Source organism: Comamonas sp. MYb21, assembly GCF_037479395.1.
Lineage (GTDB): Bacteria > Pseudomonadota > Gammaproteobacteria > Burkholderiales > Burkholderiaceae_C > Comamonas.
Genome location: NZ_JBBGZC010000004.1, coordinates 247,319 through 273,047, shown reverse-complemented (window position 1 = coordinate 273,047; position 25,729 = coordinate 247,319). Strand labels below are relative to the sequence as shown.

General features: G+C 62.8%; 22 protein-coding genes, 2 tRNA genes and 1 riboswitch. Of the genes, 19 read left to right on the top strand and 5 right to left on the bottom strand.

Annotated elements, in window-relative coordinates; all coding sequences use genetic code 11:
* The first annotated feature begins 145 nt into the window (after positions 1-145).
* Positions 146-427: a helix-turn-helix transcriptional regulator gene (locus tag WH367_RS07940; RefSeq protein WP_339535323.1), complete on the top strand. Its 282-nt coding sequence runs from the start codon at positions 146-148 to the stop codon at positions 425-427.
* Positions 372-1,703 (top strand): type II toxin-antitoxin system HipA family toxin, encoded by a 1,332-nt coding sequence (locus WH367_RS07935; RefSeq protein WP_339535322.1) that lies wholly within the window; start codon positions 372-374, stop codon positions 1,701-1,703. The genes WH367_RS07940 and WH367_RS07935 overlap by 56 nt, the downstream gene beginning before the upstream one ends.
* Positions 1,704-1,753: 50 nt before the next feature.
* Here WH367_RS07935 and WH367_RS07930 read toward each other — a convergent pair whose 3' ends face one another.
* A complete protein-coding gene (locus tag WH367_RS07930; RefSeq protein ID WP_021028062.1) occupies positions 1,754-2,395 on the bottom strand; it encodes a DUF2621 family protein in 642 nt (213 codons plus the stop codon).
* Positions 2,396-2,661: 266 nt separating this feature from the next.
* On the opposite strand from WH367_RS07930, the gene WH367_RS07925 reads away from it, so the two are divergent.
* From WH367_RS07925 to WH367_RS07910, 4 genes are all read left to right on the top strand, one after another.
* Positions 2,662-3,609, top strand: coding sequence for a tripartite tricarboxylate transporter substrate binding protein (locus tag WH367_RS07925; protein ID WP_339535424.1), 948 nt, complete (start codon positions 2,662-2,664; stop codon positions 3,607-3,609).
* A 125-nt stretch (positions 3,610-3,734) separates the two neighbouring features.
* On the top strand, positions 3,735-4,715 hold the full coding sequence (locus WH367_RS07920; protein ID WP_339535320.1) for a tripartite tricarboxylate transporter substrate binding protein: 981 nt from the start codon (positions 3,735-3,737) through the stop codon (positions 4,713-4,715).
* Positions 4,716-4,916: 201 nt separating this feature from the next.
* On the top strand, positions 4,917-6,245 hold the full coding sequence (locus tag WH367_RS07915) for a putative DNA modification/repair radical SAM protein (RefSeq protein WP_339535318.1): 1,329 nt from the start codon (positions 4,917-4,919) through the stop codon (positions 6,243-6,245).
* An 11-nt stretch (positions 6,246-6,256) separates the two neighbouring features.
* Positions 6,257-7,201 (top strand): TIGR03915 family putative DNA repair protein, encoded by a 945-nt coding sequence (locus WH367_RS07910; RefSeq protein WP_339535316.1) that lies wholly within the window; start codon positions 6,257-6,259, stop codon positions 7,199-7,201.
* Between the two features lie 22 nt (positions 7,202-7,223).
* On the opposite strand, the gene panS is transcribed toward WH367_RS07910, so the two are convergent.
* Positions 7,224-8,177 (bottom strand): ketopantoate/pantoate/pantothenate transporter PanS, encoded by a 954-nt coding sequence (panS, locus tag WH367_RS07905; protein WP_339535314.1) that lies wholly within the window; start codon positions 8,175-8,177, stop codon positions 7,224-7,226.
* 768 nt (positions 8,178-8,945) lie between these two features.
* On the opposite strand from panS, the gene WH367_RS07900 reads away from it, so the two are divergent.
* From WH367_RS07900 to WH367_RS07890, 3 genes are all read left to right on the top strand, one after another.
* Positions 8,946-10,229 carry a cation:proton antiporter domain-containing protein gene (locus WH367_RS07900; protein WP_339535313.1) on the top strand — a complete coding sequence of 428 codons (1,284 nt, stop codon included), beginning with the start codon at positions 8,946-8,948 and terminating at the stop codon, positions 10,227-10,229.
* Complete coding sequence (locus WH367_RS07895) at positions 10,219-11,331, top strand: YbdK family carboxylate-amine ligase (protein WP_339535311.1); 1,113 nt, start codon at positions 10,219-10,221, stop codon at positions 11,329-11,331. The genes WH367_RS07900 and WH367_RS07895 overlap by 11 nt, the downstream gene beginning before the upstream one ends.
* Before the next feature lie 94 nt (positions 11,332-11,425).
* Positions 11,426-12,208: a glutamine amidotransferase gene (locus WH367_RS07890; RefSeq protein WP_339535310.1), complete on the top strand. Its 783-nt coding sequence runs from the start codon at positions 11,426-11,428 to the stop codon at positions 12,206-12,208.
* Here the strand turns inward: WH367_RS07890 and WH367_RS07885 are convergent.
* Both WH367_RS07885 and WH367_RS07880 read right to left on the bottom strand, forming a co-directional pair.
* Positions 12,181-12,495: a DUF2322 family protein gene (locus tag WH367_RS07885; protein WP_339535309.1), complete on the bottom strand. Its 315-nt coding sequence runs from the start codon at positions 12,493-12,495 to the stop codon at positions 12,181-12,183. The two genes, WH367_RS07890 and WH367_RS07885, sit on opposite strands and share 28 nt — an antisense overlap.
* Before the next feature lie 140 nt (positions 12,496-12,635).
* Positions 12,636-13,118 carry an EVE domain-containing protein gene (locus WH367_RS07880; RefSeq protein ID WP_339535308.1) on the bottom strand — a complete coding sequence of 161 codons (483 nt, stop codon included), beginning with the start codon at positions 13,116-13,118 and terminating at the stop codon, positions 12,636-12,638.
* A gap of 453 nt (positions 13,119-13,571) precedes the next feature.
* On the opposite strand from WH367_RS07880, the gene infA reads away from it, so the two are divergent.
* The 3 genes from infA to WH367_RS07865 all read left to right on the top strand — a co-directional run bounded on the left by infA (position 13,572) and on the right by WH367_RS07865 (position 14,332).
* Positions 13,572-13,823, top strand: a complete 252-nt coding sequence (infA, locus tag WH367_RS07875; protein ID WP_021028051.1) for a translation initiation factor IF-1 — start codon at positions 13,572-13,574, stop codon at positions 13,821-13,823.
* A gap of 82 nt (positions 13,824-13,905) precedes the next feature.
* Positions 13,906-13,982: transfer RNA gene (locus tag WH367_RS07870), tRNA-Pro, on the top strand.
* Between the two features lie 273 nt (positions 13,983-14,255).
* A tRNA-Pro gene (locus WH367_RS07865) sits at positions 14,256-14,332 on the top strand.
* Positions 14,333-14,335: 3 nt separating this feature from the next.
* Here the strand turns inward: WH367_RS07865 and WH367_RS07860 are convergent.
* The gene (locus tag WH367_RS07860; protein WP_339535307.1) at positions 14,336-14,620 is read right to left on the bottom strand and encodes a hypothetical protein; all 285 of its coding nucleotides are present in this window, start codon (positions 14,618-14,620) and stop codon (positions 14,336-14,338) included.
* 209 nt (positions 14,621-14,829) lie between these two features.
* Between WH367_RS07860 and nrdA the strand changes: the two genes are divergently transcribed.
* From nrdA to WH367_RS07825, 7 genes are all read left to right on the top strand, one after another.
* Positions 14,830-17,091 carry a class 1a ribonucleoside-diphosphate reductase subunit alpha gene (gene nrdA / locus WH367_RS07855; RefSeq protein WP_445228087.1) on the top strand — a complete coding sequence of 754 codons (2,262 nt, stop codon included), beginning with the start codon at positions 14,830-14,832 and terminating at the stop codon, positions 17,089-17,091.
* A gap of 14 nt (positions 17,092-17,105) precedes the next feature.
* Positions 17,106-18,239 carry a class Ia ribonucleoside-diphosphate reductase subunit beta gene (gene nrdB / locus WH367_RS07850; RefSeq protein ID WP_339535304.1) on the top strand — a complete coding sequence of 378 codons (1,134 nt, stop codon included), beginning with the start codon at positions 17,106-17,108 and terminating at the stop codon, positions 18,237-18,239.
* Entirely contained in the window at positions 18,236-18,538 is a 303-nt protein-coding gene (gene yfaE / locus WH367_RS07845) for a class I ribonucleotide reductase maintenance protein YfaE (RefSeq protein ID WP_312988550.1), read from the top strand. The genes nrdB and yfaE overlap by 4 nt, the downstream gene beginning before the upstream one ends.
* A gap of 414 nt (positions 18,539-18,952) precedes the next feature.
* A complete protein-coding gene (locus tag WH367_RS07840) occupies positions 18,953-21,055 on the top strand; it encodes a hydantoinase/oxoprolinase family protein (RefSeq protein WP_339535302.1) in 2,103 nt (700 codons plus the stop codon).
* A 2-nt stretch (positions 21,056-21,057) separates the two neighbouring features.
* The gene (locus WH367_RS07835; protein ID WP_339535300.1) at positions 21,058-22,734 is read left to right on the top strand and encodes a hydantoinase B/oxoprolinase family protein; all 1,677 of its coding nucleotides are present in this window, start codon (positions 21,058-21,060) and stop codon (positions 22,732-22,734) included.
* Between the two features lie 79 nt (positions 22,735-22,813).
* Positions 22,814-24,196: an MFS transporter gene (locus WH367_RS07830; RefSeq protein ID WP_339535299.1), complete on the top strand. Its 1,383-nt coding sequence runs from the start codon at positions 22,814-22,816 to the stop codon at positions 24,194-24,196.
* Between the two features lie 182 nt (positions 24,197-24,378).
* The gene (locus tag WH367_RS07825; RefSeq protein ID WP_339535297.1) at positions 24,379-25,323 is read left to right on the top strand and encodes a LysR substrate-binding domain-containing protein; all 945 of its coding nucleotides are present in this window, start codon (positions 24,379-24,381) and stop codon (positions 25,321-25,323) included.
* Between the two features lie 96 nt (positions 25,324-25,419).
* Positions 25,420-25,693, top strand: a riboswitch (cobalamin riboswitch).
* Positions 25,694-25,729: the final 36 nt, after the last annotated feature.

Sequence of the window (25,729 nt, the reverse complement as noted above, 5' to 3'; positions counted from 1 at the left end):
GGCTGAAGCAAAAAATCCCGATCGGGTTTTTTGGCGGTATTTTGGGTTCTTGAGGTCTTAAATATTCCCGATCAGGAATAAAGCTGGATTTTTGGCCGCAAAAGGGTGATAATTTCCCGATCGGGAATTTTTAAGCCAATACGGCATGTACTCTATCCAAAATGCAGAACAACTGGCCACTGCGCTGCGCCTGGCGCGCAAGCAGCTGGGGCTTACCCAGCAAGCATTGGCGCTGGCTGCGGGAGTAGGCACGCGGTTCATTGTTGACTTGGAGTCTGGCAAGCCAACAGTGCGTCTTGAAAATGTGCTCCGTGTGGTCGACGCGCTAGGCGGCCAGTTGCAGCTCTCGGGCTTGCCAGAGGGTGGTAGTGATGACCAGCGCCGACAGGTACATGCCATCAGCCAAGGAGGCCACCGTGGCCCATGAGCTGAATGTCTGGCTGCTGGGGCAATTGGCAGGCGAGCTGTCGCTGCGCCATGGCAGACTGTGCTTCACCTACGCTCCAACTTGGTTGGCACAGCCGGATGCCATCGCTCTGTCGCAGTCACTGCCCTTGCGAGATGCAGCCTTTGATGACATCGAATCACGGCCTTTCTTTGCCGGCTTGCTGCCAGAAGGGCAGATGCGTCGCCTGATTGCGCAGCATTTTCATATCTCCAGGCAAAACGACTTCGCTTTGCTCGACCACATCGGCGGCGAGTGCGCGGGCGCGGTCAGCTTTCTGGACCCTGGCCAGGAATTGCCCTTGACTGTTGGCGGGGATGATGTGGACTGGCAGACCGACAACCAGCTTGCGGCCATCTTGGAAGAGTTGCCACGCCGTCCCATGTTGGCGGGTGCGGATGGGCTGCGGCTGTCACTGGCAGGGGCGCAGGACAAGCTTCCGGTGGTGGTGGATGATATGCACCAAGCGCAACCACGCATCGGTCTGCCACGTAACGGCACGCCGAGCAGCCATATCTTGAAACCTGCCATCCATGCGGTTGAGAACAGCGTCGCCAATGAAGGCTTTTGCATGCTGCTGGCTCAGGCGATGGGGCTGCGGCCAGCGCAGACACGCATCCATAGCGTTTTGGGACATCGCTTTCTGCTTGTAGAACGTTATGACCGCAAAACCGAGGAAAGTGGGCAGCGTGTTCGTCTGCACCAGGAAGACTTTTGCCAGGCACTGGGCGTCGTGCCTGAGTTGAAGTACCAAAACGAAGGCGGCCCGGATCTGGCCCAGTGCTTTGGGCTGTTGCGTGGGGTGACGCGACCGAATGCCCCACAGGTGCTGCGCATGCTGGACGCTGTCATTTTCAATGCGCTGATCGGCAACCATGATGCGCATGCCAAGAACTTTTCGCTGCTCTATGGCCAACAGGCGGGGCGCAATGCCACCGTGCTCGCACCTTTGTACGATCTGTTGTCGACAGCGGTTTACCCCGCGCTGACGGACAAGATGGCCATGAAGTTGGGTGGCAAGTACCGATTTGGTGAGCTGCGCAGCCGCCATTGGGAGCAATTCGCAGAGGACGCGGGCTTGGCCAAGGCTGCGACCAAAAAGCGCATCCTCGCGCTTGCGCAAAGCCTGCCTGCTGCGGCGCGGCAACTACAGAGCGCCCCACAGCATGGTTTTTCCCGGCATGCAGTTGTCGAGCTGGTGTGCAGTTTGATCGAGCAGCGCTGCGCTGAGACCGTCCAACGACTGAGTGCAGCTTGAACTGAGTGCCAGGCGCCCATGCGTATCGCAAGCAAGGCGCAGCCTAGCCCTCATTCGTAGTCAAACTCCGCCCGGTAGTCATCCAGGTCGATACCTTCAGCGCGCAGCGGCTCCACCAGGCGAAAGCGTGTGACCTTGGCCGATGCGGTGATATAGCCTTTGATGACCCAATCGCGGGTGACGGGGCTGCGCGCCTCTTGCGCCAGTTGCTCGATGACGCGGGTGGTCTTGCGCCGGGCCAGCATGCGAAAGAACGCCGGCACATGGGCGAGCAGGCGTTGCAGCAGGTCCTCGGCATCGGCGGTCCATTCGCCTTGCTTGGGCAGCTCGGGCACAAAGCCCCATTCGTCTTCGGTCAAGGCGCGCCAGAGCACGATGGCATGGCCATCGGCATCGCTCACACAGGCCATTTCTTCCAGCTCGGGGGTGCGCATCGGCGCATAGCGAGAGCTGCTGCCTGCCGCCAACAGGGCTTGGTAGGCCTGGGCCACATCGGCCACCTGCAGGCGCAGGCTTGTCTGCGACTCCACCTTGGGCACCTGCAGCAGCCGCAGCAGGGCGCTGCCGGTGTCGATATCCACATAGCCCTCGCCGCTGCGCGCAGCGGCAAAGCCGATCACATCGCGCCAGAGATGCGTGGCCTTTTCCAGATCGCTGCAGGGAAGGACAAGGTGGCTGATTCCGAAAAACATGGCATGCGGGGGTAAAAATAGCAGCGCCGATGATAGCCGCCCGGGCAGTGCTTTGATCAGAACTGATCAATGATGTCACTTCTGGCAGAGCCACTGGCAGTTGTCTTGGAGACAGTCCAGGCTGCCCATTCGCCTCTGGATGGGCGAAGATCCCGGCTAAACAAAGCTCGCGCAGCGCGTCGGCACTTCTCGCCAATGCCGCTGCAGCCCATCAGGAGACCCACCCCATGACCCCCCACGCGCTCACTTCTGCTGCCGCATTGGCGATGGCCGCTAGTTTGGCCGTTGCAGCCAGCCCGGCCCTTGCCGCCTATCCGGACAAGCCCATCAAGCTGATCGTGCCGTTTCCGCCCGGCCAGGCCACCGATATCTTTGCCCGAGCGCTGGCCGACAAGCTGGGGCAGAAGCTCGGCCAGCCGCTGGTGGTAGAGAACAAAGCCGGCGCGGGCAGCAATATCGGCTCCGAGCAGGTGGCGCGCAGCGCGGCCGACGGCTACACCTTGCTGGTCGCGGGCAGCGCGATGGCGGTGAACCAGACCCTGTACAAAAAGGTGAACTTCGATCCCCGAGTGGACCTGGTCGGCATCAGCTTGATCGCCAAGGTGCCCCTGGTCTTTCTGGCCAACCCGGCCAGTGGCATCAAAAGCATGAACGACCTGGTCGCCAAGGCCCGCGCAGAGCCGGGCAAGCTGAGCTATGCCAGCGCCGGCATTGGCGGCACCCAGCATTTGAGCGCGGAGATGGTCAAGGCCCGCGCGGCGCTGCAGATCGAACATATTCCCTACAAAGGCAGCGGCCCGGCCCAGGCGGATTTTCTGGGCAACCAGGTGCCGCTGATGGTCGATTCGGTCACCGCCGCATTGGCCAATATCCAGGCCGGCAAGGCCGTGCCGCTGGGCGTGACGTCTGCCACACGCTCCAGCCAGCTGCCCCAGGTGCCCACGATTGCTGAATCGGGCCTGCCGGAGTTCAAGGGCTTTGAGGCCGTGGGCTGGCTGGGCCTGATGGCTCCCAAGGGCACGCCCAAAGCCATTGTCGACAAGCTGAACCAAGAGACGGTGGCCATCCTCAGCAGCCCCGAGATGCAGAAGTTCATCCGCGACCGGGGCTCCGAGCCTGCACCGACCAGCGGCCCGGAGATGGACCGCTTTGTGGCCAGCGAAATTGTCGAATGGGGCAAGGCGGTCAAGCAGTCGGGCGCGACGGTGGAATAGGGCCACCAACGGGGATCGCAGCCAGAGTCCTTACGCGCCACCGACCATGTCGCCCAGGCGTCGCGGCGCCTGGCGGCGCTTTTCTACACTCTTTGTCGCCTATAGACCGAAATGGAGACAAAGATATGGTGTTGACGCGCAGAAGCATGCTGCAAGCGGGGGCTGCCACGGCAGCCGGTGCATGGATGGGGGCGGGCGCATCGCTGGCCCATGCCAGCAAGACCTTTCCCACCCGGGCGATCAAGCTGGTAGTGGCTTTTCCGGCCGGTGGGCCGACCGATCTGACGATGCGCCAACTGGCCGAGAACGCCGCCAAGGTGCTGGGCCAGCCGATTGTGGTGGAGAACCGCCCTGGCGCTGCTGGCTCGCTGCCCGCAACCCAGCTGCAGAACACGGCAGCGGATGGCTACACCATCGCCCAGCTGCCGATGAGCGTGATGCGCCTGCCCTTTACCACCGGCCTCAAATGGAACCCGGTCGAAGACCTGAGCTACATCATCAATGTCACCGGCTATGCGTTCTGCATGGTGGCCAGCACCCAGTCCGGCCTCAAGAGCTGGCAGGATGTGGTGGCCTGGGCCAAGGCCAACCCGGGCAAGCTGACCTTGGGCAATACCGGCACCTACACCTCCCCCCATGTCACCTCGGCCATCATTGCGCAGCAGCTGGGCCTGGATGTTGTGCATGTGCCCTACAAGGGCTCGTCCGAGCTGATGCGCGCCACGATGGCGGGCGAGGTGATGGTCGCGGCAGACACCAGCGCCGTCATCCCCTATGTGGACCAGGGTCGCATGGTCGCCTTGAACGTCTGGACCGAAAAGCGCCTGCCCACCTTGCCCAACACCCCCACCTTGATCGAGCTGGGCCTGCCAACCACGCAGTACTCGCCCTTTGGCCTGGTGGGCCCCAAGGGCATGCCGGCTGATGTGCAAGCCGCCTTGCACAAAGCCTTCAAGCAAGCGATGGAGATGGAAAGCTACCAGGCCATGCTGCAGCGCTTTGAGATGCTGCCGATCTACATGAACAGCGCCGATTACAAGAAGTTTGCCGCCGAGTCCACCGTCAAGGAAAAGGCCGTGCTGGCCAAGCTGGGGCCGCAGGCTTGATCCAGCGTTGATGGCCAAATGGCGCTGAGACGGTATTGGTTTTGGAGATAACTGTATTTATATACAGTATTTGCAAGAATCTACCTTTAACCGGCCCACGCCTCCAGACGTCCCAGAGGGGCGCTTCCCCAAGCGGGATCGCGCCCGCACTGGCGAAGCTGTGGGGGTTTTGCTAGAATACTGTATATATACACAGTATCTATGCAAACCCTCGCCAAACTTCAGATCCTGGCCGATGCCGCCAAATACGATGCCAGCTGCGCATCGAGCGGCAGCAAGCCCCGCAACTCCCTGGGCGGCAAGGGGATGGGCTCGACTGAGGGCATGGGCATCTGCCACAGCTATACGCCCGATGGCCGCTGCGTCTCGCTGCTCAAGATTCTGCTGACGAACTTCTGCATCTACGACTGCCGCTACTGCATCAACCGCAAAAGCTCCAATGTGCAACGCGCCCGCTTTAGCGCGGCCGAGGTGGTGGCGCTAACCCTGGACTTTTACCGCCGCAACTGTATAGAGGGCCTGTTTTTGTCGAGCGGCATCATCCAGTCGTCGGACTACACGATGGAGCAGCTGGTGGAGGTGGCCCGCAGCCTGCGCGAGGACCATGATTTTCGCGGCTATATCCACCTCAAGACGATTCCGGATGCTGCCCCTGAGTTGCTGGCCATGGCGGGCCGCTATGCGGACCGGCTCAGCATCAATATCGAGCTGCCCACGCAGCAGGGCCTGCAGCAATTGGCGCCCGAGAAGGATGCCGTTGGCATTGCCTCGGCCATGCACCAGGTGGCAGAACATATCGAGGTCGCTCGGCAGCAGACGCAAGACCAGCAGGGCAGCAAGCTGGTATCGCTGCCCCGCCAGCGCCAGGCGGCCCGCGCGGCTGCGCCCAGCTATGCGCCGGCGGGCCAAAGCACGCAGATGATTGTCGGCGCCGACAGCGCCAATGATGCGACCATCTTGCTCACCAGCAGCGCGCTCTACACCGGCCAGCGCCTGCGCCGGGTCTACTACTCGGCCTTCAGCCCCATCCCCGATGCCTCGTCCGATCTGCCACTGCAGGCACCGCCACTGATCCGCGAGCACCGGCTCTACCAGGCCGATTGGCTGATGCGCTTCTACGGCTTTAGCCCGGCAGAAATTACCGCACCAGCGGCCGGCGGCATGCTCGATCTGGAGCTAGACCCCAAGCTCGCCTGGGCGCTGTCGCAGCGCCAGCATTTCCCCGTGGATTTGAACCGTGCGGCCAAGTCCTGGCTGCTGCGGGTGCCGGGCTTGGGCGTCGGCAGTGTCGAACGTCTGCTGGCCGCCCGCCGGGTGCGCCGGCTGCGGCTGGCCGATCTGCAGCAGCTGCGTGTGGCCACCAGCAAGGTGCTGCCTTTTGTCGAGCTCGACGACTACCACCCGCCGCTGGCCATGCTCGACAGCCCGAGCTTGCGCCAACAGCTGCTGGCCCAGATGGGGCAGGGCGCCGTGCAGCGCAGGCACAGCGGCATGCAGTTGGCGGCTGCGGCGCAGATAGCCCTGTTTTGAGGAGGCCAGGCATGCAGGCAGAGAACGACAGCTTGACGGTGATGTTGGACGCACCGGATGACTTTGCCGGCTTCCGCCAAGCGGCGCGGGTATTGCTGGCCCTGGGCGCAGCGCCCGAGCTGGTGCACTGGCGCTGGTCGGATACGTTGGCCACCCAGGCCGAGGATGGTGATTTGTTTGCGGATGCTGGGGCAGCCCATGCTGCGGCAGCCGATGCTGCGGCAGCCGATGCTGGGGCAGCCCATACTGCTGCCGATGCTAGTACCGATGCCCCAGCCCGCGTTATCACCCCCGATGCGCTGGACCGTTTGGCCATCGCACCCGGCCAGCCGGTGCATATCCGCAAACCCCAGCTGGCCGTGCTGCGCCATGCCTGCTGCCACCGCAACCCGGGACGCTTTATGCTGTGCTACCGCTGGCTGTGGCGGCTGCAGGCCATGCCCAGCCTGGCGGGCGATGCGCTGGATGCCGATTGGCGCGAGATTGAGCGCCTGGCCCGTGCGGTGGGGCGCGAGATCCACAAGATGCATGCCTTTGTTCGCTTTCGGCCCGCGCAGGACGAGAAGGGCGCGCCGCTGCATGTGGCCTGGTTCGAGCCCGAGCACCACATCGTGCGCGCCGCCTCGGGCTTTTTCAGGGAGCGCTTTAGCAATATGCGCTGGGCGATTCTGACGCCGGACTGCAGCGTGCTCTGGGACCAGGAATGCCTGCAATGGGGGCCTGGCGCCACGCAAGCCCAGGCACCGGGCCCCGATGCGGGCGAAGCGCTGTGGTTGGCCTATTACCAATCGACCTTCAACCCGGCGCGCCTCAAGGAGCAGGCCATGCTGCGCGAGATGCCGCGCCGCTACTGGAAGAACCTGCCCGAGACGCAGCTGATCAGCGGCCTGGTCACAGGTGCGCGCAGCCGCACCGGGCTGATGCTGGCGGCGCAGCCAGCCGCTGAGCGCGCCTGATCAGGCCTGCGGATCTGCAAGATCAGTGCAGCGAGACGTCTTCTCGGCGCACATGGTCATTGGCCGTGCCCGTGGGGCGGCTGGACCAGTAACCGGCCAGCAGCGAGCCCGATATGTTGTGCCAGACCGAGAAAATGGCACCCGGCAGCGCGGCCATGGGGCTGAAGAACTTGGCGCCCAGGCTAGCTGCCAGGCCCGAGTTCTGCATGCCCACCTCAATCGCCAGGGTGCGGCAGACCGATTTGTCAAAGCCCAGCAGGCGACCACCCCAGTAGCCACCCAGGTAGCCGATCAGGTTGTGCGCAATGACGCCCGCCACCACGACGCCGCCGACGGTGGCAATGCGGTCACGGCTCAAGGCCACCACGGTGGACAGCACCAATAAGATCGCCACCATCGACACCAACGGCAGCAGGCGCTCGACGCGCTTGATCTGCACATGCCAGAAATGGTTCAGCAGCAGGCCCAGGCCAATGGGCAGCAGCACGATCTGCGCAATCTCCATCAGGAGGGCGCTGACCGGCACATCGATCGACGCCGAGATGTAGAGGCGCGCGAGCAGCGGCGTGGCCACAATCCCCACCAGGGTCGACAGCGCACTGATCGTGACCGACAGCGCCACATCGCCCTTGGACAGAAAAATCATCACATTCGACGAGGTACCGCTGGCGACGCTGCCCACCAGCACCATGCCCGCCGTCAGCTCGGGCGGCATGTTCAGCGCCTTGGCAATCAACCAGGCGGCCAGGGGCATGATGAGGTAGTGCAAGAAGAGGCCGGCTGCAATCGGGGCAGGGCGCTGCAGCACGCGGCTGAAATCGGCCACGCGCAGGGTCACGCCCATCGCAAACATGATCAGCATCAGCAGCTGGGCGATGTGGGGCTTGAAGCCCAGGAAAGCCGAAGGCGCGCTGTAGGCGATCAACGCCATCACAGCCGCCCAGACGGGGAAAAGACGGGTCAACAAGGCAAGCACGGAAATATCCAGACCAAAAACGGGCCCCAGACTGCGCAGAGGGACAAAGCCGGTTGCACAGGGGCCAAAAAGCAGGGAGTGGTTGATGCGTGGCCGCGGCGGTGCTGGCCGGGCAGGGGATAGCGGTCCGGGGCAGCAAAAGGGCGGTGAACGCGGCGCTACCGGTGGGTAGCGGGCAGGCGCTGGGAGCTTGTGGCTGGCCGCATCAGAGCCGCGATCATACGGTTACGGCTGCAACTGGTTGGGGCGAGCGGCCGGTGGCATCACGGCGCAGTCGGATATAGGTGCGCACGGCCTGGCGGTGCTGGGGCAGGTGCAGGCACCGGGCTTGCCAGTGCAGCTGACCGATGGAATGCTGGCATCTTTTGTACCCACCGCATGCTACGTTCCAAATAGCACGCTTGGGCGCCAATGCGGGGCTGGGTGCTTGGCGCACCAGCCTGGTAAAAAGAGCAGCTCAGGCGGCCTGCATTGTAGGACTGCAGGCTTTTTGTGCCCAGCGCAGGCATGCTGTGGTGGCAATCGGCAGATCATCCAGTAGAGTTGTTGAGATTGGTTAACGATCTGATGCATAACTGCAACAAGGTGCCTGGGCACCGTGCGGCTGCATCCCCCGTCTCGCAATGCGCGTCCTGAACTGGCTGTCAAAGCTGGTCCCCCACAGAGCGGCACTGCCAGACCATCTATAGCTTTGTGCCAGGCGGCCTGCGCGCTGGACACACTTTTTTGGAGGAGGGTGCAGATATGCCACCCCAAGCAGCATCTTCCATGCCGCTGCCGCAGATTGGCGGCTGGCTTGAACACAGTGTGGGCCCCTTGATGAGTTGGTGCGTGCTGGTCGCGGCGGCAGCGCTGGCCGGGCACATGGTTTTCAGACTCAGTGGTTTTCCGCGCATGCTGGGCTATACGGTGGTGGGCCTGCTCGCTGGCTGGCTGGGCTTTGGCGATCTGCCCTGGCCGCTGCAGGGCAACACCCAGGTGCTGCTGCACACCGCAGTGGGCACCAGCATGCTGATTGCGGCCTCGCAAATCTCGCTCAAATGGCTGGTGCGACAGCCATTTTTGCTGCTGCAAAGCCTGGTCGAATCGCTGGCTGCGCTGGTGCTGGTCACCGCCACCTTGCAACTGCTGGGCATGGGCTGGGCCGTGTCGCTAGGGGTGGGCGTGGTGGCCATGGCCGCCTCGCCATCGGTGCTGCTGCGCATCTCGGCCGATCTGCGCTCCAGCGGCGCCGTGACCGACCGCAGCTTGCTGATGGCCACCTTGGGCTGCATGTATGCGCTGGTGCTGGGCCTCGTGGTCACCGTGGCCTGGTCGCCCGTCGCCGGCACCGATGCCCAATCGGGCCTGGTGCTGACGGCAGCCGGCATGGGCCATCTGCTGTGGAGCCTGGGTTTGACCCTGCTGTGGGCACTGCTGACCACCGCCGCGCTGTGGCCGGTGCTGCGCTGGCAATCCTCGCGCAGCGATTCCACCGCGCTTTACATGATTGCGGTCTTGGTGGCAGCCAGCCTGATGGCCGAGCGCCTGGGCGGGTCGGCCGCGCTGGGCTTTGTGCTGGCCGGGGTGATGCTGCGCAACCTGAGCCCCAAGCCCATGGTCTGGCCCTCGGCCTTTATGGCCGGCAACACCATGCTCAACTTGCTGATGTTTGTGCTGGTCGCCAGCATGGCCGGCCAGATTGCACCCAGCGCGGCGCTGATCAGCCTGGTCGCTGCCGTCAGCCTGGCGCGACTGGTGGGCAAGATGGGCGGCGTGCTGCTCTTGGGTGCGGGCACCGGCATTGGCTGGTTGCGCCAGTGGCCGGTGGCCTGCGCGCAGTCGCCCAGCTCAGGTCTCGCCTTGCTGCTGGCCTCGGCCCAGGTGGCGCAATGGGCATCCATCAACCCCGAAGTGGCAGTGAGCGTGTCGTCCATCGCGCTGCCAATGATTGTGCTGTGCGAGGTGATCGGCGTGCTGCTGGCCTCGCTCGCTTTGTGGCGCAGTGGCGAGGCGCACCGCGGCATCGGCCTGTCTGCCCTCACCAGCAAGGAGAAACGCCATGACGCTTGAAGCCTTCCACCAGTCCGAGGCCTTGACGCTCGGTGTCGAGCTGGAGCTGCAGCTGGTCAACACCAACCACTATGACCTGACGCCCTATGCCCCCGATATGCTGGCCCTGCTGAAAAACGCGCAGGTGCCCGGCTCCATCGTGCCCGAGGTCACTACCAGCATGATCGAGATATCGACCGGCATCTGCACCGACGCCCAGGATGCGTACCAGCAGCTGAGCGTCACGCGCGACGCGCTGGTCAAGGCCGCAGACAAACTCAATATTGCGCTGGCCGGCGGCGGCACGCACCCGTTTCAGCAGTGGCACCAGCAGCGCATCTACAACAAGCCGCGCTTCAAGGAGATCACCGCGCTCTACGGCTACCTCACCAAGCAGTTCACCATCTTTGGCCAGCATGTGCATGTGGGCTGCCCCGGGGCCGATGCGGCCTTGATGATGCTGCACCGGCTCTCGCGCTATATCCCGCACTTTATTGCGCTGTCGGCCTCCAGCCCCTTTGTGCAGGGGCAGGACACGGCCTTTGATTCGGCGCGCCTCAATTCGGTGTTTGCGTTTCCGCTCTCGGGCCGGGCGCCGTTTGCGCTGCACTGGGAGGACTTTGAGCGCTACTACGACAAGATGACCGCCACCGGCGTGATCCACAGCATGAAGGACTTCTACTGGGATATCCGGCCCAAGCCGGAGTTCGGCACGGTGGAGGTGCGGGTGTTTGACACGCCGCTGTCCATCGAGCGGGCCGTGGCACTGGCCGCCTATGTGCAGGCGCTGGGGGCCTGGTTTCTGGCCGACGAGCCGTTCGAGCCCAGCGAGGACGATTACCTGGTCTACACCTACAACCGCTTCCAGGCCTGCCGTTTTGGCCTCGAAGGCGCCTATGTGGACCCGGCGACCAGCGAATCCTTTGGGCTGCGCGAGCATATCTTACTCACCTTGCAGCGCATCCAGTCCTATGTGCCGGAGAACAGCAAGGAGGCCTTGCAGCAGTTGCGCAAGACCGTCAACGAAGGCGTCAACGATGCGAGCCGCCTGCGCGAAGCCTATGCGCAGGCCCAGCAGCTCCCTGAGGTGGTGCGCCAGTCGACCTTGCGCTTCCGATACTGAAGCAAAACCGCCCATTCAATCCACCGGCTTGAAGGCCATCCGGGGCTGGCCTGCATTACAGTGCATGGGCCAGCCATTCTTTTTGCCTTCACCCGTGTCTGAAAAAACTCTGCTGCTCATCCAGGTCGGCACACCGCCCGACGACATCCGTGCCCAGGTCGGCGATTTGCCGCTGTGGTTCTCCGCCGTTCTCGCTGCCGGACCTGCCTTCAAGGTGGTGCGGGTGTTCGAGGGCGAACCCTTGCCGCCGCATGATGCACACAGTGCTGCGATCATCACCGGCTCCTGGGCGATGGTGACGGACCTGCTGCCCTGGAGCGAGGCGACCGCCCAATGGATACGGGAGGCGATGGCGTGGGAGATGCCGCTCTTTGGCATTTGTTACGGCCACCAGCTGATGGCCCATGCGCTGGGTGGCCGGGTGGATTACCACCCGCAAGGCCGCGAGATGGGTTGCCTGGATATTGCGCTGCTGCCCGGCGCAGAGCACGAGGCCTTGCTCGCCGGCTCTGGCCCGCACTTCAAAGCCAACCTGACCCATATGCAGACGGTGCTGGAGCTGCCGCCCGGCGCCCGGGTGCTGGCCCGCTCGGCCCATGATCCGCACCAGATCGTGCGCTATGGGCCCCATGCGGTGTCCACCCAGTTCCATCCGGAGTTCAGTCCGGCGGTGGCTGCCGCCTGCATCGAGCTGCGCGCGCAAGTGCTGCAATCTGAGGGTTTTGACCCGGCGGCGATGCTGGAGCAGCTGAGCGACACGCCCGTGCCCGAGCAGATGCTGCAGCGCTTTGTGGCCGCCTATGCCGCCCAGTCAGCAGCTGCGCCGGCGCTGCAAGCGGCCCAGGTGCCTCAGGCCGAGACGATCTTGACGGTATAGCCCTTGCCGGAGGTGATCACCTCCAGCAGGCGGTCGATATTGGGGTGCGCGCCGGGGCGGGCCTTGGCGTCGTCCGTGTGCTCGGCAAAGATCGTGAGGCCTTCTTCGGCCGCTGCCACATTGATGCCGCCATGCTTGGCTGCCAGCGCGTTGTAGACCTTGACCGAACCGGCTTTGCCCGGTGCATTGGGAATGGTGGCCGCCACCTGGCCATCGGCAGCGATCAGTTGCAGCTCGGCGATATGGTCGATGGAGGGCAGGGACTGGAGGTTGTCAGCAAAAGCCATGGGGATTCCTGGGCGCAGAAGTGATATCAAAAAAATAGCTGCCGGTGCTTATTGCATGGGCAGCTCACGGGTTTTGTATTATGCAACAGCGCTTGCCGCCAACGGGGGCAGGGCGGCCGTCCTGCCGCCTTCAGCCGTCGTTAGCCCTGTGCCTTGACCAGGTCCATGATAAAGCGCCAATGCACCTCATCCACCGGCGTGATCGACAAGCGATTGCCTTTTTGCAGCACGCGCATGTCTTGCAGCTCGGGGTACTGGCGCAGTGCAGCCACCGAGATGGGCTTGATCTTGCGCAGGGCTTGCACATCCAGCATCAACCAGCGCGGGGCCTCCGGCTTGGACTTGGGGTCATAGTATTTGGACTGCGGGTCAAACTGGCTGGTATCGGGCCGCAGCCGGCCTGCAATGCGGGCGATGCCGTAAATACCGGGCTCGGCGCAGCTCGAATGCCAGTACAGCACACCGTCACCCACCTGCATGTCATCGCGCATGAAGTTGCGCGCCTGGTAATTGCGCACTCCATCCCAGGCAATGGTGGCATCAGGGGCGCTGAGCGCATGGTCGATCGCATATTCGTCCGGCTCGTTTTTCATCAGCCAGTAGCGGGGGGATGCAGCGTTCATGGTGTTTGTCGGTGAAGGGGGGGAGCCATCGGGTGGCACGGCCTGGAGCCAGCCGCGCATGCATGCGCCATGCTAAACGATGCGCCGGCGCTGCTGCTGCCAGCACAGCCATGCGGGCCTGCGGATCACCGGCGGCGTTTATACGAGACAAGCTACAGCGGAATTGGCAGCAACATAGTACAATAGAGAGCTTTGCAAGCTTTTATAGCTTGGAGGCGCTGGCTGCCCTGGCAGCTGCGCCGTCAATATTGTGTGGGATGCTGGCTGTTGCGCCCCGTTGTCGGGCTGGCAGATATCCGCTTGGTTGCCTTGCAGGCCCTTGCCCCTTGGGTGGCGAGAGTTGGCAAGGCCCTCCCGAACCATGGAGAGAGCCACCGCTTGTTGGTGGCACTGAGAACAGCATGGCGAACCGGTTTCGCACATGCACCACTAGACAAGGATTCGTCGACTTATATGGCTAAAGAAGAACTGATTGAGATGCAAGGCTCCGTGACCGAAGTGCTGCCCGATTCGCGCTTTCGCGTGAAGCTGGACAACGGCCACGAGCTGATCGCTTACACAGGCGGCAAAATGCGCAAGCACCACATTCGCATTCTGGCCGGTGACAAGGTGTCGCTGGAGATGTCGCCCTACGATCTGAGCAAGGGCCGCATCACTTTCCGTCACCTGCCTGGCCGCGGCCCGGCACCGACCCAACAACGCTAACCGCATGGGTGGAGGCCGCTGTAAAAAAATCGTCAAATACGAAATGCAGCTGCCCAAACCCTGGTTACAATAACGGCTTAGTCGGAGCGTAGCGCAGCCTGGTAGCGCATCTGCTTTGGGAGCAGAGGGTCGCGAGTTCGAATCCCGCCGCTCCGACCATTCCATTTAAAAACCTGTTGCATGCAAATGCAGCAGGTTTTTTGTTTTGGCAATGCTTGGCAATTTGCGATATGGCGCGGTTTATTCTGATGGAGTGCCGGCAACCATCTTTCACATTCTGCTTCATGCACGGCGCTTGGCGCGGCCCTCCCGTTTTTGCTGCGCAGCGGGCAGGGCGGCGGTCTCGCCAACCGCCCCGGCAGATGAAAAGTTGTCAAAGTAATCATTTTTCGCCGGAAGTGGTTCCGGCTCGATATACAATAGCGGCTTAGTCGGAGCGTAGCGCAGCCTGGTAGCGCATCTGCTTTGGGAGCAGAGGGTCGTGAGTTCGAATCCCACCGCTCCGACCATCCTTATCGAAACCTGTTGCACGCAAGTGCAGCAGGTTTTTCGTTTGGGCGGTGCTGCAAAAGGGCGAAGTACCGCCCGCCATTCAGCTTGGTCCATGGCTTGATGGGCCAGGCAATCAACCAGATGGTGATCGCCATCAACATGGGGGAATGATGCCCCTCTTCATCACCGGGAATGTGCCCACCCGGATACATATATTTACCAGCTCCCTGCGCGTTGATTTTGCTGCATTCTTCGCTGAAACAGCCAGTGCCTAGCAGAAATCGGGCCTGATTTTCTGCTGCCAAGAACGCTACAGGTAGCGTACACTCAAGCCCATAGACACCATATGTAGTGTCCACCGCTTCCCCCACAGGTTTATTGATGCTGGTCTCGCGCCAGCCAAAACGCGCCAGCCATGCCTGGCGCGTTTTGGCGCGGGACTGCCGCGTCTTGCGCCCGTGGTCCTGCGTTTTTTATCCCATTAGAAACATCGCAAATGAACCAGACAAGCACTATGAGAGTCACCAAGCGTGACGGTCGCGTTGAGCCTATCGACCTCGACAAAATCCACCGGGTGATTGACTGGGCGGCCAAAGGCCTGAGCAATGTGTCGGTCTCACAGATCGAGCTGCAGTCGCATATCCAGTTTTATGACGGCATCCGCACCGATGCGATCCATGAAACCATCATCAAGTCTGCGGCCGACCTGATCTCCGAAGACGCACCCGACTACCAGTACGTGGCAGCGCGCCTGGCGATCTTCCACCTGCGCAAGATCGCCTTTGGCCAGTTCGAGCCGCCGCACCTGTACGACCATGTGCAAAAGCTCACCGAGCTCAAGAAGTACGACCCGCACCTGCTGGCCGACTACAGCCGCGAAGAGTACGACGAGATCAATGCTTTCATCGACCACTGGCGCGATATGGACTTCTCCTACGCAGCCGTCAAGCAGCTCGAAGGCAAGTACCTGGTGCAAAACCGGGTGACCAAGCGCATCTACGAAAGCCCGCAGATCCTCTACGTGCTGGTGGCGATGAGCCTGTTTGCCAAGTACCCGGCCGACCGCCGTCTGCAGTACATCAAGCGCTTCTATGACGCCGTCTCGCGCTTCAAGATTTCGCTACCCACGCCCATCATGTCGGGCGTGCGCACACCGCTGCGCCAGTTCAGCTCCTGCGTGCTGATCGAGTGTGATGACAGCCTCGACAGCATCAACGCCACCACCAGCGCGATTGTGAAGTACGTCTCGCAGCGCGCCGGTATCGGTATCAACGGTGGCCGCATCCGCGCGCTGGGCAGCGAGATCCGTGGCGGCGAGGCGCAGCACACCGGCTGCCTGCCTTTCTTCAAGATGTTCCAGTCGGCCGTCAAGTCTTGTTCACAAGGTGGCGTGCGCGGTGGTGCCGCCACCTTGTTCTACCCGCTGTGGCACCTGGAAGCCGAGTCGCTGCTGGTGCTCAAGAACAACCGTGGCGTCGAGGAAAACCGCATCCGCCATCTGGACTACGGTATCCAGATCAACCGCATGCTCTACCAGCGCCTGATCAAGGGCCAGAGCATCAGCCTGTTCTCGCCCCATGATGTGCCCGGTCTGTACGAGGCCTTCTTTGCCGACCAGAACAAGTTCGAAGAGCTGTACGTCAAGTACGAGGCCGACGAATCCATCCGCAAGCGCACCCTGCCAGCGGTGGAGCTGTTCTCGCTGATGATGCAAGAGCGCGCCAGCACCGGCCGTATCTACATCCAGAACGTGGACCATTGCAACACCCACAGCCCGTTCAACCCGGCCGTGGCTCCCGTGCGCCAGTCGAACCTGTGCATGGAAATCCTGCTGCCCACCAGCCCGCTCGAAGACATCAAGGACGAGAACGGCGAAATTGCGCTGTGCACCTTGTCCGCCTTCAACCTGGGCGCGCTCGAATCGACCGACGAGCTCGAAGAGCTGGCCGACCTGATCGTGCGCGCACTCGATGCGCTGCTGGACTACCAGGACTACCCGGTTGCCGCTGCCCGCATTGCGACCGAAAAGCGCCGCTCGCTGGGCGTGGGCGTGATCAACTACGCCTACTACCTGGCCAAGAACGGCGTGCGCTACTCCGACGGTTCGGCCAATGGCCTGACCCACCGCACCTTCGAAGCCATCCAGTACTACCTGCTCAAGGCCTCGGTGCAGCTGTCGCGCGAGTTCGGCCCTTGCACCGCTTTTGCCGAGACCAACTACGCAGCGGGCATCCTGCCGATCGACACCTACAAGAAGGACATCGACGCGCTGACCGATGAGCCCCTGCACCTCGACTGGGAAACCCTGCGCGCCGAGATCAAGACCCACGGCCTGCGCAACTCGACCTTGACGGCGCTGATGCCATCCGAGACCTCCAGCCAGATCGCCAACGCGACCAATGGCATCGAGCCTCCACGCGGCTTTGTCTCGGTCAAGCAGTCCAAGGACGGCATCCTGCGCCAGGTGGTGCCGGAGATCGATCGCCTGAAGGGCCAGTACGAGCTGCTCTGGCAAATGCCCAACAACGATGGCTACTTGAAGCTCGTAGGCCTGATGCAGAAGTTCGTCGACCAGTCCATCTCGGCCAACACCAACTACGACCCCCAGCGCTTTGCCGATGGCAAGGTGCCGATGCAGCAACTGCTCAAGGACCTGCTGCAGGCCTACAAGTTTGGTGTCAAGACCCTGTACTACCACAACACCCGTGACGGTGCCGAAGACATGCAGGGCGCAGCGGCAGAAGACGACTGCGCCAGCGGCGCCTGCAAGATCTAAGCGGAGAGAAGGCGATGGCATACAGCACCTTCTCCAAGGTCGACAATGACCAGCTCAAGGAACCGATGTTCTTTGGCAATTCGGTCAATGTCGCCCGCTACGACCAGCAGAAGTACCCGATCTTCGAGAAGCTGATCGAAAAGCAGCTCTCGTTTTTCTGGCGCCCTGAGGAAGTGGACATCACGCAGGACCGGATTGACTACCAGAACCTGCCCGACCATGAAAAACACATCTTCATCAGCAACCTGAAGTACCAGACGCTCTTGGACTCCATCCAGGGCCGCAGCCCCAACATGGCCTTCCTGCCATTGGTGTCGCTGCCCGAGCTGGAGACCTGGATCGAGACCTGGGCGTTCTCCGAGACCATCCACTCGCGCTCCTACACGCACATCCTGCGCAACATCGTCAACGATCCTTCGGTGATCTTTGACGACATCATGCGCAACGAGAGCATCAAGCTGCGTGCGGGCGATATCTCGTCCTACTATGATGACCTGATCCGTGATGCGATGCTGCACGCCCAGCTGGGCGCAGGCAGCCACACGATCAATGGCGTGGTGCACCAGATCGATGTGTACCAGCTCAAGAAGAAGATGTACCTGTGCCTGATGAATGTGAACATTCTGGAGGCCATCCGCTTTTATGTGAGCTTTGCCTGCTCCTTCGCGTTTGCCGAGCGCAAGCTGATGGAGGGCAATGCCAAGATCATCCGCCTGATTGCCCGTGATGAAGCGCTGCACCTGACCGGTACCCAGCACTTGCTCAACATCATGCGCTCGGGCCAGGACGATCAGGACTTTGCCAAGATCGCCAAGGAGACCGAGCAGGAATGCTTTGAGATGTTCAAGACGGCGGCGATGCAGGAAAAGCAGTGGGCCGAGTACCTGTTCCGCGACGGCTCGATGATTGGCCTCAACAAGGACATCCTGAGCCAGTATGTGGAGTACATCACCAATATCCGCATGGCCGCGATCGGGCTCAAGCCCGCGTTTGACAACGCCAAGAGCAACCCGATCCCCTGGATCAACACCTGGCTGTCGTCCGACACCGTGCAGGTGGCCCCGCAAGAGGTGGAGCTGAGCTCCTACCTGGTGGGCCAGATCAACGCCGAAGTCTCGCTCGATGACCTGAGCGGAATCGAGTTGTGACCACCGTCAGCACCACGGACACCCTCATACGCGTGCTGCCAGGGGAGACCCTGCTCGAAGCGCTGGAGCGCACGGGCCACGATGTGGAGTACCAGTGCCGTGGTGGCTATTGCGGCAGCTGCCGCCTCACCTTGGTGGAAGGCGAAGTCGTCTACACCCAGGAGCCGCTGGCCTTTGTCGGGCCCAATGAGGTGGTTCCCTGCTGCTGCGTGGTCAAGACCCCCATCAAGGTGGAATGCAGCCTGCGGCAAGTGGAAACCAGCGCCGATGACAAGAGCCAGCTGGCCCTGGATTTGTAATTTGCTGCCGCTCTGTGCACAGGCCCCAAGCTTTGCTTGGGGCTTTTTTTGTGGCTGAATCCGGTGCCTGAAGGCGATCCATCGCGCCTTTAGCCTCGCATTTTTTGCTGTCCTTCCAAGCTTTACACAAGCATCTCTTGGCGGTTTTACAGCACCTGTCCGCCCTGATGGGTGCAAGCCGCCGCCGCATGGTGCAGCACTGGGCAGTGCTGGTGCATGGGCCACCAAAATCAACGAATTTTTGCACTGTCGCCGCGCAGCGCCACCGGGTTAGCGCGTAATGGTTTTTACCCGCGAAGCACAGCTTGTGCCCGCCCTCGAATTTCTTGTTTGCGCCGACTGGGCGATCACTTGATCATCGCTGCCAGGTCAGAGCTTCTGATCCACACAGCTTGCATGATTCGGAGATACCAGATGGCAACAAGCCAAGTCATACGCGCCGGGGCAGACATCGGCGGCACTTTCACAGATATCGCGCTCGAGGTCGACGGCGTCCTGTTCAGCGAGAAGGTCCTGACGGACTATGAAAAACCCGAGCGCGCCATCGTCACCGGCCTCAAACAGGCGGCAGCCCAGGCAGGCATTGCGCCAGCGCAGATCGGCACGGTGATCCACGGCACGACCCTGGCCACCAACTCGCTGATTGAGCGGCGCGGCGCCAGGACCGCCTTCATCACCAGCGAAGGTTTTCGCGATGTGATCGAGATGCGCAACGAGGGCCGTTTTGAGCAGTACGACCTGGCCATCCAGCTGCCCGCGCCGCTGATTGCCCGCAACCACCGCTATACCGTGCAAGGCCGGCTCGATGCCAAGGGCCAGGAGCTGCAGCCGCTCGATGAGGCAGAGGTGCAGGACGTGATTGCCCAGCTGCGCGAGGGTGCGTACGACAGCGTGGCCGTGGGCCTGATGCACAGCTACAAGAACCCGGTCCATGAAAAGCGGGTGCGCGCGCTGATTGTAGAGGCGCTGCCCCAGCTGTCGGTGTCCATCTCCAGCGAGGTCTCGCCGCAGATCCGCGAGTTCGAGCGCTTCAACACCGTCTGCGCCAATGCCTATGTGAAGCCGCTGATGTCCTCCTACCTGCAGCGCCTGGCCCAGGCCTTGGTGGAAGAGGGCATGCACTGCCCGCTCTACCTGATCCACTCGGGCGGTGGGCTGATGTCGCTGGCCAATGCGGCCGAGTTCCCGGTGCGCCTGCTCGAATCCGGCCCGGCCGGTGGCGCCATCTACGCCAGCGATTTTGCGGCCAAGTACGACCAGGACAAGGTGGTGTCTTTTGACATGGGCGGCACCACCGCCAAGATCTGCCTCATCGACCAGCATGTGCCCAAGACGGCGCGCGTGTTTGAAGTGGCGCGCAGCTACCGCTTCAAAAAGGGTAGCGGCATGCCGATCTCCATCCCCGTCATCGAGATGATCGAGATCGGCGCGGGTGGTGGCTCCATCGCCCATGTGGACGACATGCGCCAGGTGCGTGTGGGGCCGGAGAGCGCGGGCTCCGAGCCCGGCCCGGCCAGCTACGGCCGGGGCGGCACGCGCCCCACGGTGACCGATGCCGACTTGCTGCTGCACAAGCTGGACCCGGCACGCTTTGCCGGCGGCAGCATGCGGCTGAACATGCCTGCCGCGCAAGACGCCATGGCCACCCATGTCGGCCAGGCGCAAGGCCTGGACGCGGTGCGTGCGGCCTACGCCGTGGCCGAAGTGGTGGACGAGAACATGGCCAATGCCGCGCGCATGCATGCCGTGGAGTCCGGCCAGGACCTGGAGGCCTACACGATGATCGCCTACGGTGGCGCAGCGCCGTTGCATGCGGTGCGGCTCTGTGAAAAGCTGGGCATCCATCGCCTGCTGATCCCGACGGGCGCCGGCGTGGGCTCGGCCATCGGCTTTTTGCGCGCCCCCTTTGCCTATGAGTCGCTGCGCAGCTCGGTGATGCGCATGAGCCAGTTCGATGGCGAAGCCGTCAATGCCATGCTGCGCGAGATGGAGGTCGAGGTGAGCGCCTTTTTGCAAGACACCGGCTACGACGGCGAGACCGTCAAGGAGCTGCGTGCCTTTATGCGCTACTGCGGCCAGGGCTGGGAGATCCCTGTGTCGGTGCCTGTGCAGCACTTTGGGCCGGACAGCGTGCCCGCGCTCAACGCGGCCTTTGTGCAGAACTATGTGGCCTTGTTTGGCCACGCGATCGACGGGCTCGATATCGAGGTGGTGAGTTGGGCACTGTCCTTGCGTTCCAAGACCTTGCCGCCGGCCAAGGCCGAACTGCAGCAGGGCGGCACGCCCCAAAAGGGTGCCGGCACGGTGCTGGACCGCCGCGAGGTGTTTGACGGCAAACAGGGCCAGTTCTATGCCTGCGATATCTATGAGCGCCTGGGCCTGCCCCGGGGCCAGGCCGTGCCCGGCCCGGTGGTGATTGTGGAGAAGGAAACCTCGACCTATGTGAGCCCGGGCTTCAAGGTGGTGCTGCAGGCAGATGACTGCATGCTGGTCGAGCGCATGGACAGCGGAGTGTGATCATGGCAAACAATACAGACGTTCATTACCAAATCATGTGGAACCGCCTTATCTCGGTGGTCGAAGAGCAGGCGGTCACCTTGATCCGCACCGCCTTTTGTACCAGCGTGCGGGAGGCGGGCGATTTGTCGGCCGGCGTGTTCGACAAGCAGGGCCGCATGATGGCCCAGGCCGTGACCGGCACCCCCGGCCATGTGAACTCGATGGCCGAGTCGGTCGCGCATTTCGCCAAGCGCTTTGAGCGCAGCACCTTGCAAGATGGCGATGTGCTGGTGACCAACGACCCCTGGCTGGGCACCGGCCACCTGCACGACATCACCGTCGTCACCCCCGTCTTCTATGGCCGCGATGGCTACAGCGACCATATCGGCTACTTTGCCGCCACCGCCCATGTGGTGGACATCGGCGGGCGCGGCTTTGGCCCCGATGGCAGCGATGTCTACGAGGAGGGCCTGTGCATTCCGCCGATGAAGTTCTTTCGCGCCGGCGCACTCAATGAGGACCTGATCGAGATCCTGCGCAACAACGTGCGTGAGCGCGACCAGGTGATTGGCGACTTCCATTCGCTGGCCGTCTGCAATGCCACCGGCATGCGCCGCTTGAAGGGCATGCTCGACGAGTTCGAGCTCCATGACCTGGAAGACCTGGCCGGCTTTATCTTTGCCAACAGCCAGCGCGCCACCCGCGAGCGCATCGCCGCCTTGCCCGATGGCACCCAGCGCTATGCGATGACCGTCGATGGCTATGAAAAGCCCATCGAGCTGGTGGTGGCGGTGGCGATTGCGGCCGACAAGCTGCGCGCCGACTTTGCCGGCACCTCGGACCCCAGCCGCTACGGCATCAATGTGCCGCTGACCTACACCAAGGCCTATGCCTCCTACGCGCTCAAATGCGCGATTGCGCCGGAGATCCCCAACAACTGGGGCTCGCTGGAGCCCTTTGAGATCAGCGCGCCGGAGGACTGCATCCTCAATGCCCACCGCCCGCGCCCGGTCTCGGTGCGCCATGTCATCGGCCATCTGATCCCCGATGTGGTGCTGGGCGCGTTGCAGCCCATATGCCAGGGTGAGATTCCGGCCGAAGGGGCCAGCTCGCTGTGGAACCTGCAGATGCGCTTCAAGGGCATCACCCAGGCGACGCGCAACCAGCAGCACGAGATCCTGATGTTCAACACCGGCGGCACCGGCGCGCGCCCCTCGAGCGATGGCCTGAGCGCCACCGCCTTCCCCAGCGGCGTGCAGGCCATGTCGGTCGAGGTGACCGAGAGCATCGGCCCCATCATCATCTGGCGCAAGGAGCTGCGCCCCAACTCGGGGGGTGCCGGCCGCTGGCGGGGCGGCCTGGGCCAGCGCATCGAGGTGGGCTCGGCAGAAGGCTTTGAGTTTGACCTGAACGCCATGTTCGACCGCGTGCATTTTGCAGCGCGCGGCCACAACGGCGGCCAAAGCGGCGCGCTGGGCAAGGTGTCGCTGGACGACGGCACCGCCTTGCGCGGCAAGGGCAAGCAGCAGATCCCGGCCGGGCGCCGTTTGATTCTGGACTTGCCCGGCGGCGGCGGCAACGGCGATGCGGCCCAGCGCCCGCCAGCCTTGGTGCAGCGCGATGTGGACTACGGTTACATCAGCGCCGAGCAGGCAGAGGCGGACTACGCCCATGCCAAGCGGCTGACGCCGGTCTGATCGCATGACGATGGCCAGCGGCCCAGCCGCTGGCCCGTTCCCCACTTTTTCTCTCACTGCAGGACTTCAAGGTAGCTCGATGCGCACACACAATCCCATGGCAGATGGCTTTGCCGCCCCAAGTGCAAGCCTTTCGGACTGGTCGTCCCCCCAAGCGGCGGTGGCGCCGCGCGCGGTGCAGTCCAAGGAGCTCAACCGCGTGGTGCTGGCCTCGGTGGTGGGCAGCTTTGTCGAGTGGTTCGAGTTCTCGGTCTACGGCTACCTGGCAGCAGTGCTGGGCAAGGTGTTCTTTGCCACCAGCTCGCCCACCATGCAGATCACCGCCTCCTGGGCGGCCTTTGCGATTGCCTTTTTTGCCCGCCCCATTGGCGGCATCTTCTTTGGCTCGCTGGGCGACAAGTACGGCAGAAAGCGGGTGCTGACCATCACCATCATCATGATGGCGATCTCCACCTTTTTGATCGGCGTGCTGCCCGGCTATGCGAGCATCGGCATTGCCGCGCCGCTGCTGCTGATCGTGCTGCGCCTGATGCAGGGGCTGTCGGCCGGGGGCGAGGCCAGTGGCGCGGCCATCTTTGTGGCCGAGTACTGCCGCGACCGCAACCGTACCTTGCTCACCAGCTGGGTGGAGGTGGGCTGCATGGCGGGCTTTTTCTTCGGCGCCTCGGTCTCGGCCATCCTGACGGTGTTTTTCAGCGCCGACCAGATCCTGGACTGGGCCTGGCGCATTCCGTTTCTGATTGCGCTGCCGCTGGGCGCTATTGGCCTCTACATCCGCAAGTACCTGGAAGAGACCCCCACCTTCATGGCCATGAAGCAGCAGCATGACGCACTGGCCCAGGCGAGCTGGAAGGTGCTGTTCGCCACCCACAAGAAGGAGCTGTTCCAGTCGGCCGGCATCATCATCGTGACCAATGTCACCTTGTTCACCGTCGTCACCTATATTCCGACCTACTTTGTCAGCGCCCTGCATGTCGATGTGGCCACCGGCCTCAAGCTCTCGCTGGGCCCGCAGCTCTTTTTGGTGGTGATGATCCCCATCATGGGCCTGCTGGCCGACAAATTCAGCCGCAAGACGATGATGATCGCTGCGAGCCTGGCGATTGCGGTACTGGCCGTGCCTTGCTTTCACCTGCTGCTCGAAGGCAGCACCGCCGCCAAGATCTCGTCCTTGATGGTGCTGAACTTCTGTCTGGCCATGCTGCTGGGCAGCATCTACTCGATCATTCCTTCGATGTTCCACACCAGCGTGCGCTTCAAGGGCATGGCGCTGAGCTACAACGTGGCCGTGGCGATGTTTGCCGGCACCGCGCCGATGATCAACTCCTGGCTGATTGCCCAGACCGGCAACCCGGTCGTGCCCGCCTACTACCTGATCGGCGCGGCAATCATCGGCCTCGTGGCGCTGGTCAGCAGCCGGGACCGCACCGGTCTGCCGATGCATGGTGATCCGGTGCAGTAAGGCCATGCGCTGCTGAGCGCTGCGCCAGCCCGAACGCATCCCTTCTGGATGCGTTTTTTTATGCACCAGCGGAGCAGGGCGCAGCGGGCAAGAGCGCTGGCATGCAGACCCGCTGGGCGCCGGGCTGCGACCTATAATCATCGGCAGCCCGGGCGTTCCTCCCTCCTGCCCGGCGCCCCTCCATGAAATACAAGCTACCGCCCCTGCAGCCACTGCGCGTGTTCGAGTCCGTCTACCGCCATGGCTCCATCCGCAAGGCGGCCGATGAGCTGTGCCTGACGCCGCAGGCCGCCAGCCAGCAACTCAAGCAGCTGGAAAGTGCGCTGGATGTGCAGCTGTTCGAGCGCGGCGCGCGGGGCCTGGCGGCCAGCGCCGAGGCGCAGACCTTGCACCACTATGTGGAGCAGGGGCTTGATGCACTGAGCCAGGGGCTGGAAGCAGTGCGTTCCCACCACAAGGATGCGCAGTTCCATATCCAGGTCAGCCCGTATTTTGCAACCCAGTACCTGATCCGCTCGCTGCCCTCGTTCACCAAGGATTACCCGGAGCTCGACCTGCGCATCTCCATCGGTGTGGAGCTGCCGTCCTTCGATAGCAGTGATCTGGACGCAGCCATTGTCTGGGGCTACGGCGGTGTGGACCATCTCGATGAAACGCCGCTGCTCGAAGACCTCAAGGTCATCGTCGCCACACCCCAGCTGCTGGCCCAGCACCCGGTGGAGAGCGCGCAGGATTTGCCGCACCACCGGCTGATATCGCCGCTGACGCACAACAGCCTGTGGCAGGACATTTATGCGATGCTGGGCCTGGATCCTGGCGGCAAGCATGTCAGCCCCATGCTGCTGCACACGCACGATGCGATGCTGCAAGCGGTGCTCAGCGGGCAGGGCGTGGGCCTGCTGTCCTATGTCGATGCGCTCAGCTATATCCACAGCGGCAAGCTGCTGGCTCCCTTTGGGGCCGAGCTGCTGCGCCAGCTGCCGATGGACAGAACGCCCAAGTTCCACCTCTACACCCGCCGGGGCGGGGGAGAGCGCCCGATCCAGGCGAGCTTTCGGCAGTGGCTGCTGGGCCAGCTGCGCAGCACTGACTTTATCGGCTATGCGACGCGGCTGCCGCAGGGCTGATACAGCCACTGGGGCATGCGCTGTATCGCCCAGCTGACACCGGTCTGGACGAAAAGGCGCTGCCAGGGCCCGCGGCTGGTACACTGGCTGCGCTTTGAAAAAAGCCTATCTACAGGTGCTTGTATTGCACAAGTGAAACGGGAACAAGGTCGGGAGTGCGCTCCCCCAAGCCTTGGCTGCCCCCGCAACGGTAGACAGGAAACGTAGCCGATGCGGCCCGCTCCCACGCGGGCCCAGTCACTGGGGTTGAAAGAGTGTCCACGCCTGCCAGGCAACAAGACGCCCGCACCCTGGGAAGACCGGCTACCGGGTCAGCGCCTGCGCTGCACCGCCTGTAAGCCCGGAGACCGGCCTGTTCCTAGTCGCAGTGCGCGCTGTGCCTTTGGCCAGCATGTGCTCTCTCAAC

Excerpts from the sequence above, each read along its gene's own strand:
- nrdB (WP_339535304.1), top strand. The coding sequence starts at position 17,106 with ATGGCATACAGCACCTTCTCCAAGGTCGACAATGACCAGCTCAAGGAA.
- WH367_RS07915 (WP_339535318.1), top strand. The coding sequence starts at position 4,917 with ATGCAAACCCTCGCCAAACTTCAGATCCTGGCCGATGCCGCCAAATAC.
- WH367_RS07930 (WP_021028062.1), bottom strand. The coding sequence starts at position 2,395 with ATGTTTTTCGGAATCAGCCACCTTGTCCTTCCCTGCAGCGATCTGGAA.
- WH367_RS07910 (WP_339535316.1), top strand. The coding sequence starts at position 6,257 with ATGCAGGCAGAGAACGACAGCTTGACGGTGATGTTGGACGCACCGGAT.
- WH367_RS07900 (WP_339535313.1), top strand. The coding sequence starts at position 8,946 with ATGCCGCTGCCGCAGATTGGCGGCTGGCTTGAACACAGTGTGGGCCCC.
- WH367_RS07935 (WP_339535322.1), top strand. The coding sequence starts at position 372 with ATGACCAGCGCCGACAGGTACATGCCATCAGCCAAGGAGGCCACCGTG.
- WH367_RS07825 (WP_339535297.1), top strand. The coding sequence starts at position 24,379 with ATGAAATACAAGCTACCGCCCCTGCAGCCACTGCGCGTGTTCGAGTCC.
- nrdA (WP_445228087.1), top strand. The coding sequence starts at position 14,830 with ATGAGAGTCACCAAGCGTGACGGTCGCGTTGAGCCTATCGACCTCGAC.
- WH367_RS07830 (WP_339535299.1), top strand. The coding sequence starts at position 22,814 with ATGCGCACACACAATCCCATGGCAGATGGCTTTGCCGCCCCAAGTGCA.
- infA (WP_021028051.1), top strand. The coding sequence starts at position 13,572 with ATGGCTAAAGAAGAACTGATTGAGATGCAAGGCTCCGTGACCGAAGTG.
- WH367_RS07880 (WP_339535308.1), bottom strand. The coding sequence starts at position 13,118 with ATGAACGCTGCATCCCCCCGCTACTGGCTGATGAAAAACGAGCCGGAC.
- WH367_RS07920 (WP_339535320.1), top strand. The coding sequence starts at position 3,735 with ATGGTGTTGACGCGCAGAAGCATGCTGCAAGCGGGGGCTGCCACGGCA.
- WH367_RS07840 (WP_339535302.1), top strand. The coding sequence starts at position 18,953 with ATGGCAACAAGCCAAGTCATACGCGCCGGGGCAGACATCGGCGGCACT.
- WH367_RS07925 (WP_339535424.1), top strand. The coding sequence starts at position 2,662 with ATGGCCGCTAGTTTGGCCGTTGCAGCCAGCCCGGCCCTTGCCGCCTAT.
- WH367_RS07835 (WP_339535300.1), top strand. The coding sequence starts at position 21,058 with ATGGCAAACAATACAGACGTTCATTACCAAATCATGTGGAACCGCCTT.
- WH367_RS07940 (WP_339535323.1), top strand. The coding sequence starts at position 146 with ATGTACTCTATCCAAAATGCAGAACAACTGGCCACTGCGCTGCGCCTG.
- WH367_RS07895 (WP_339535311.1), top strand. The coding sequence starts at position 10,219 with ATGACGCTTGAAGCCTTCCACCAGTCCGAGGCCTTGACGCTCGGTGTC.
- WH367_RS07885 (WP_339535309.1), bottom strand. The coding sequence starts at position 12,495 with ATGGCTTTTGCTGACAACCTCCAGTCCCTGCCCTCCATCGACCATATC.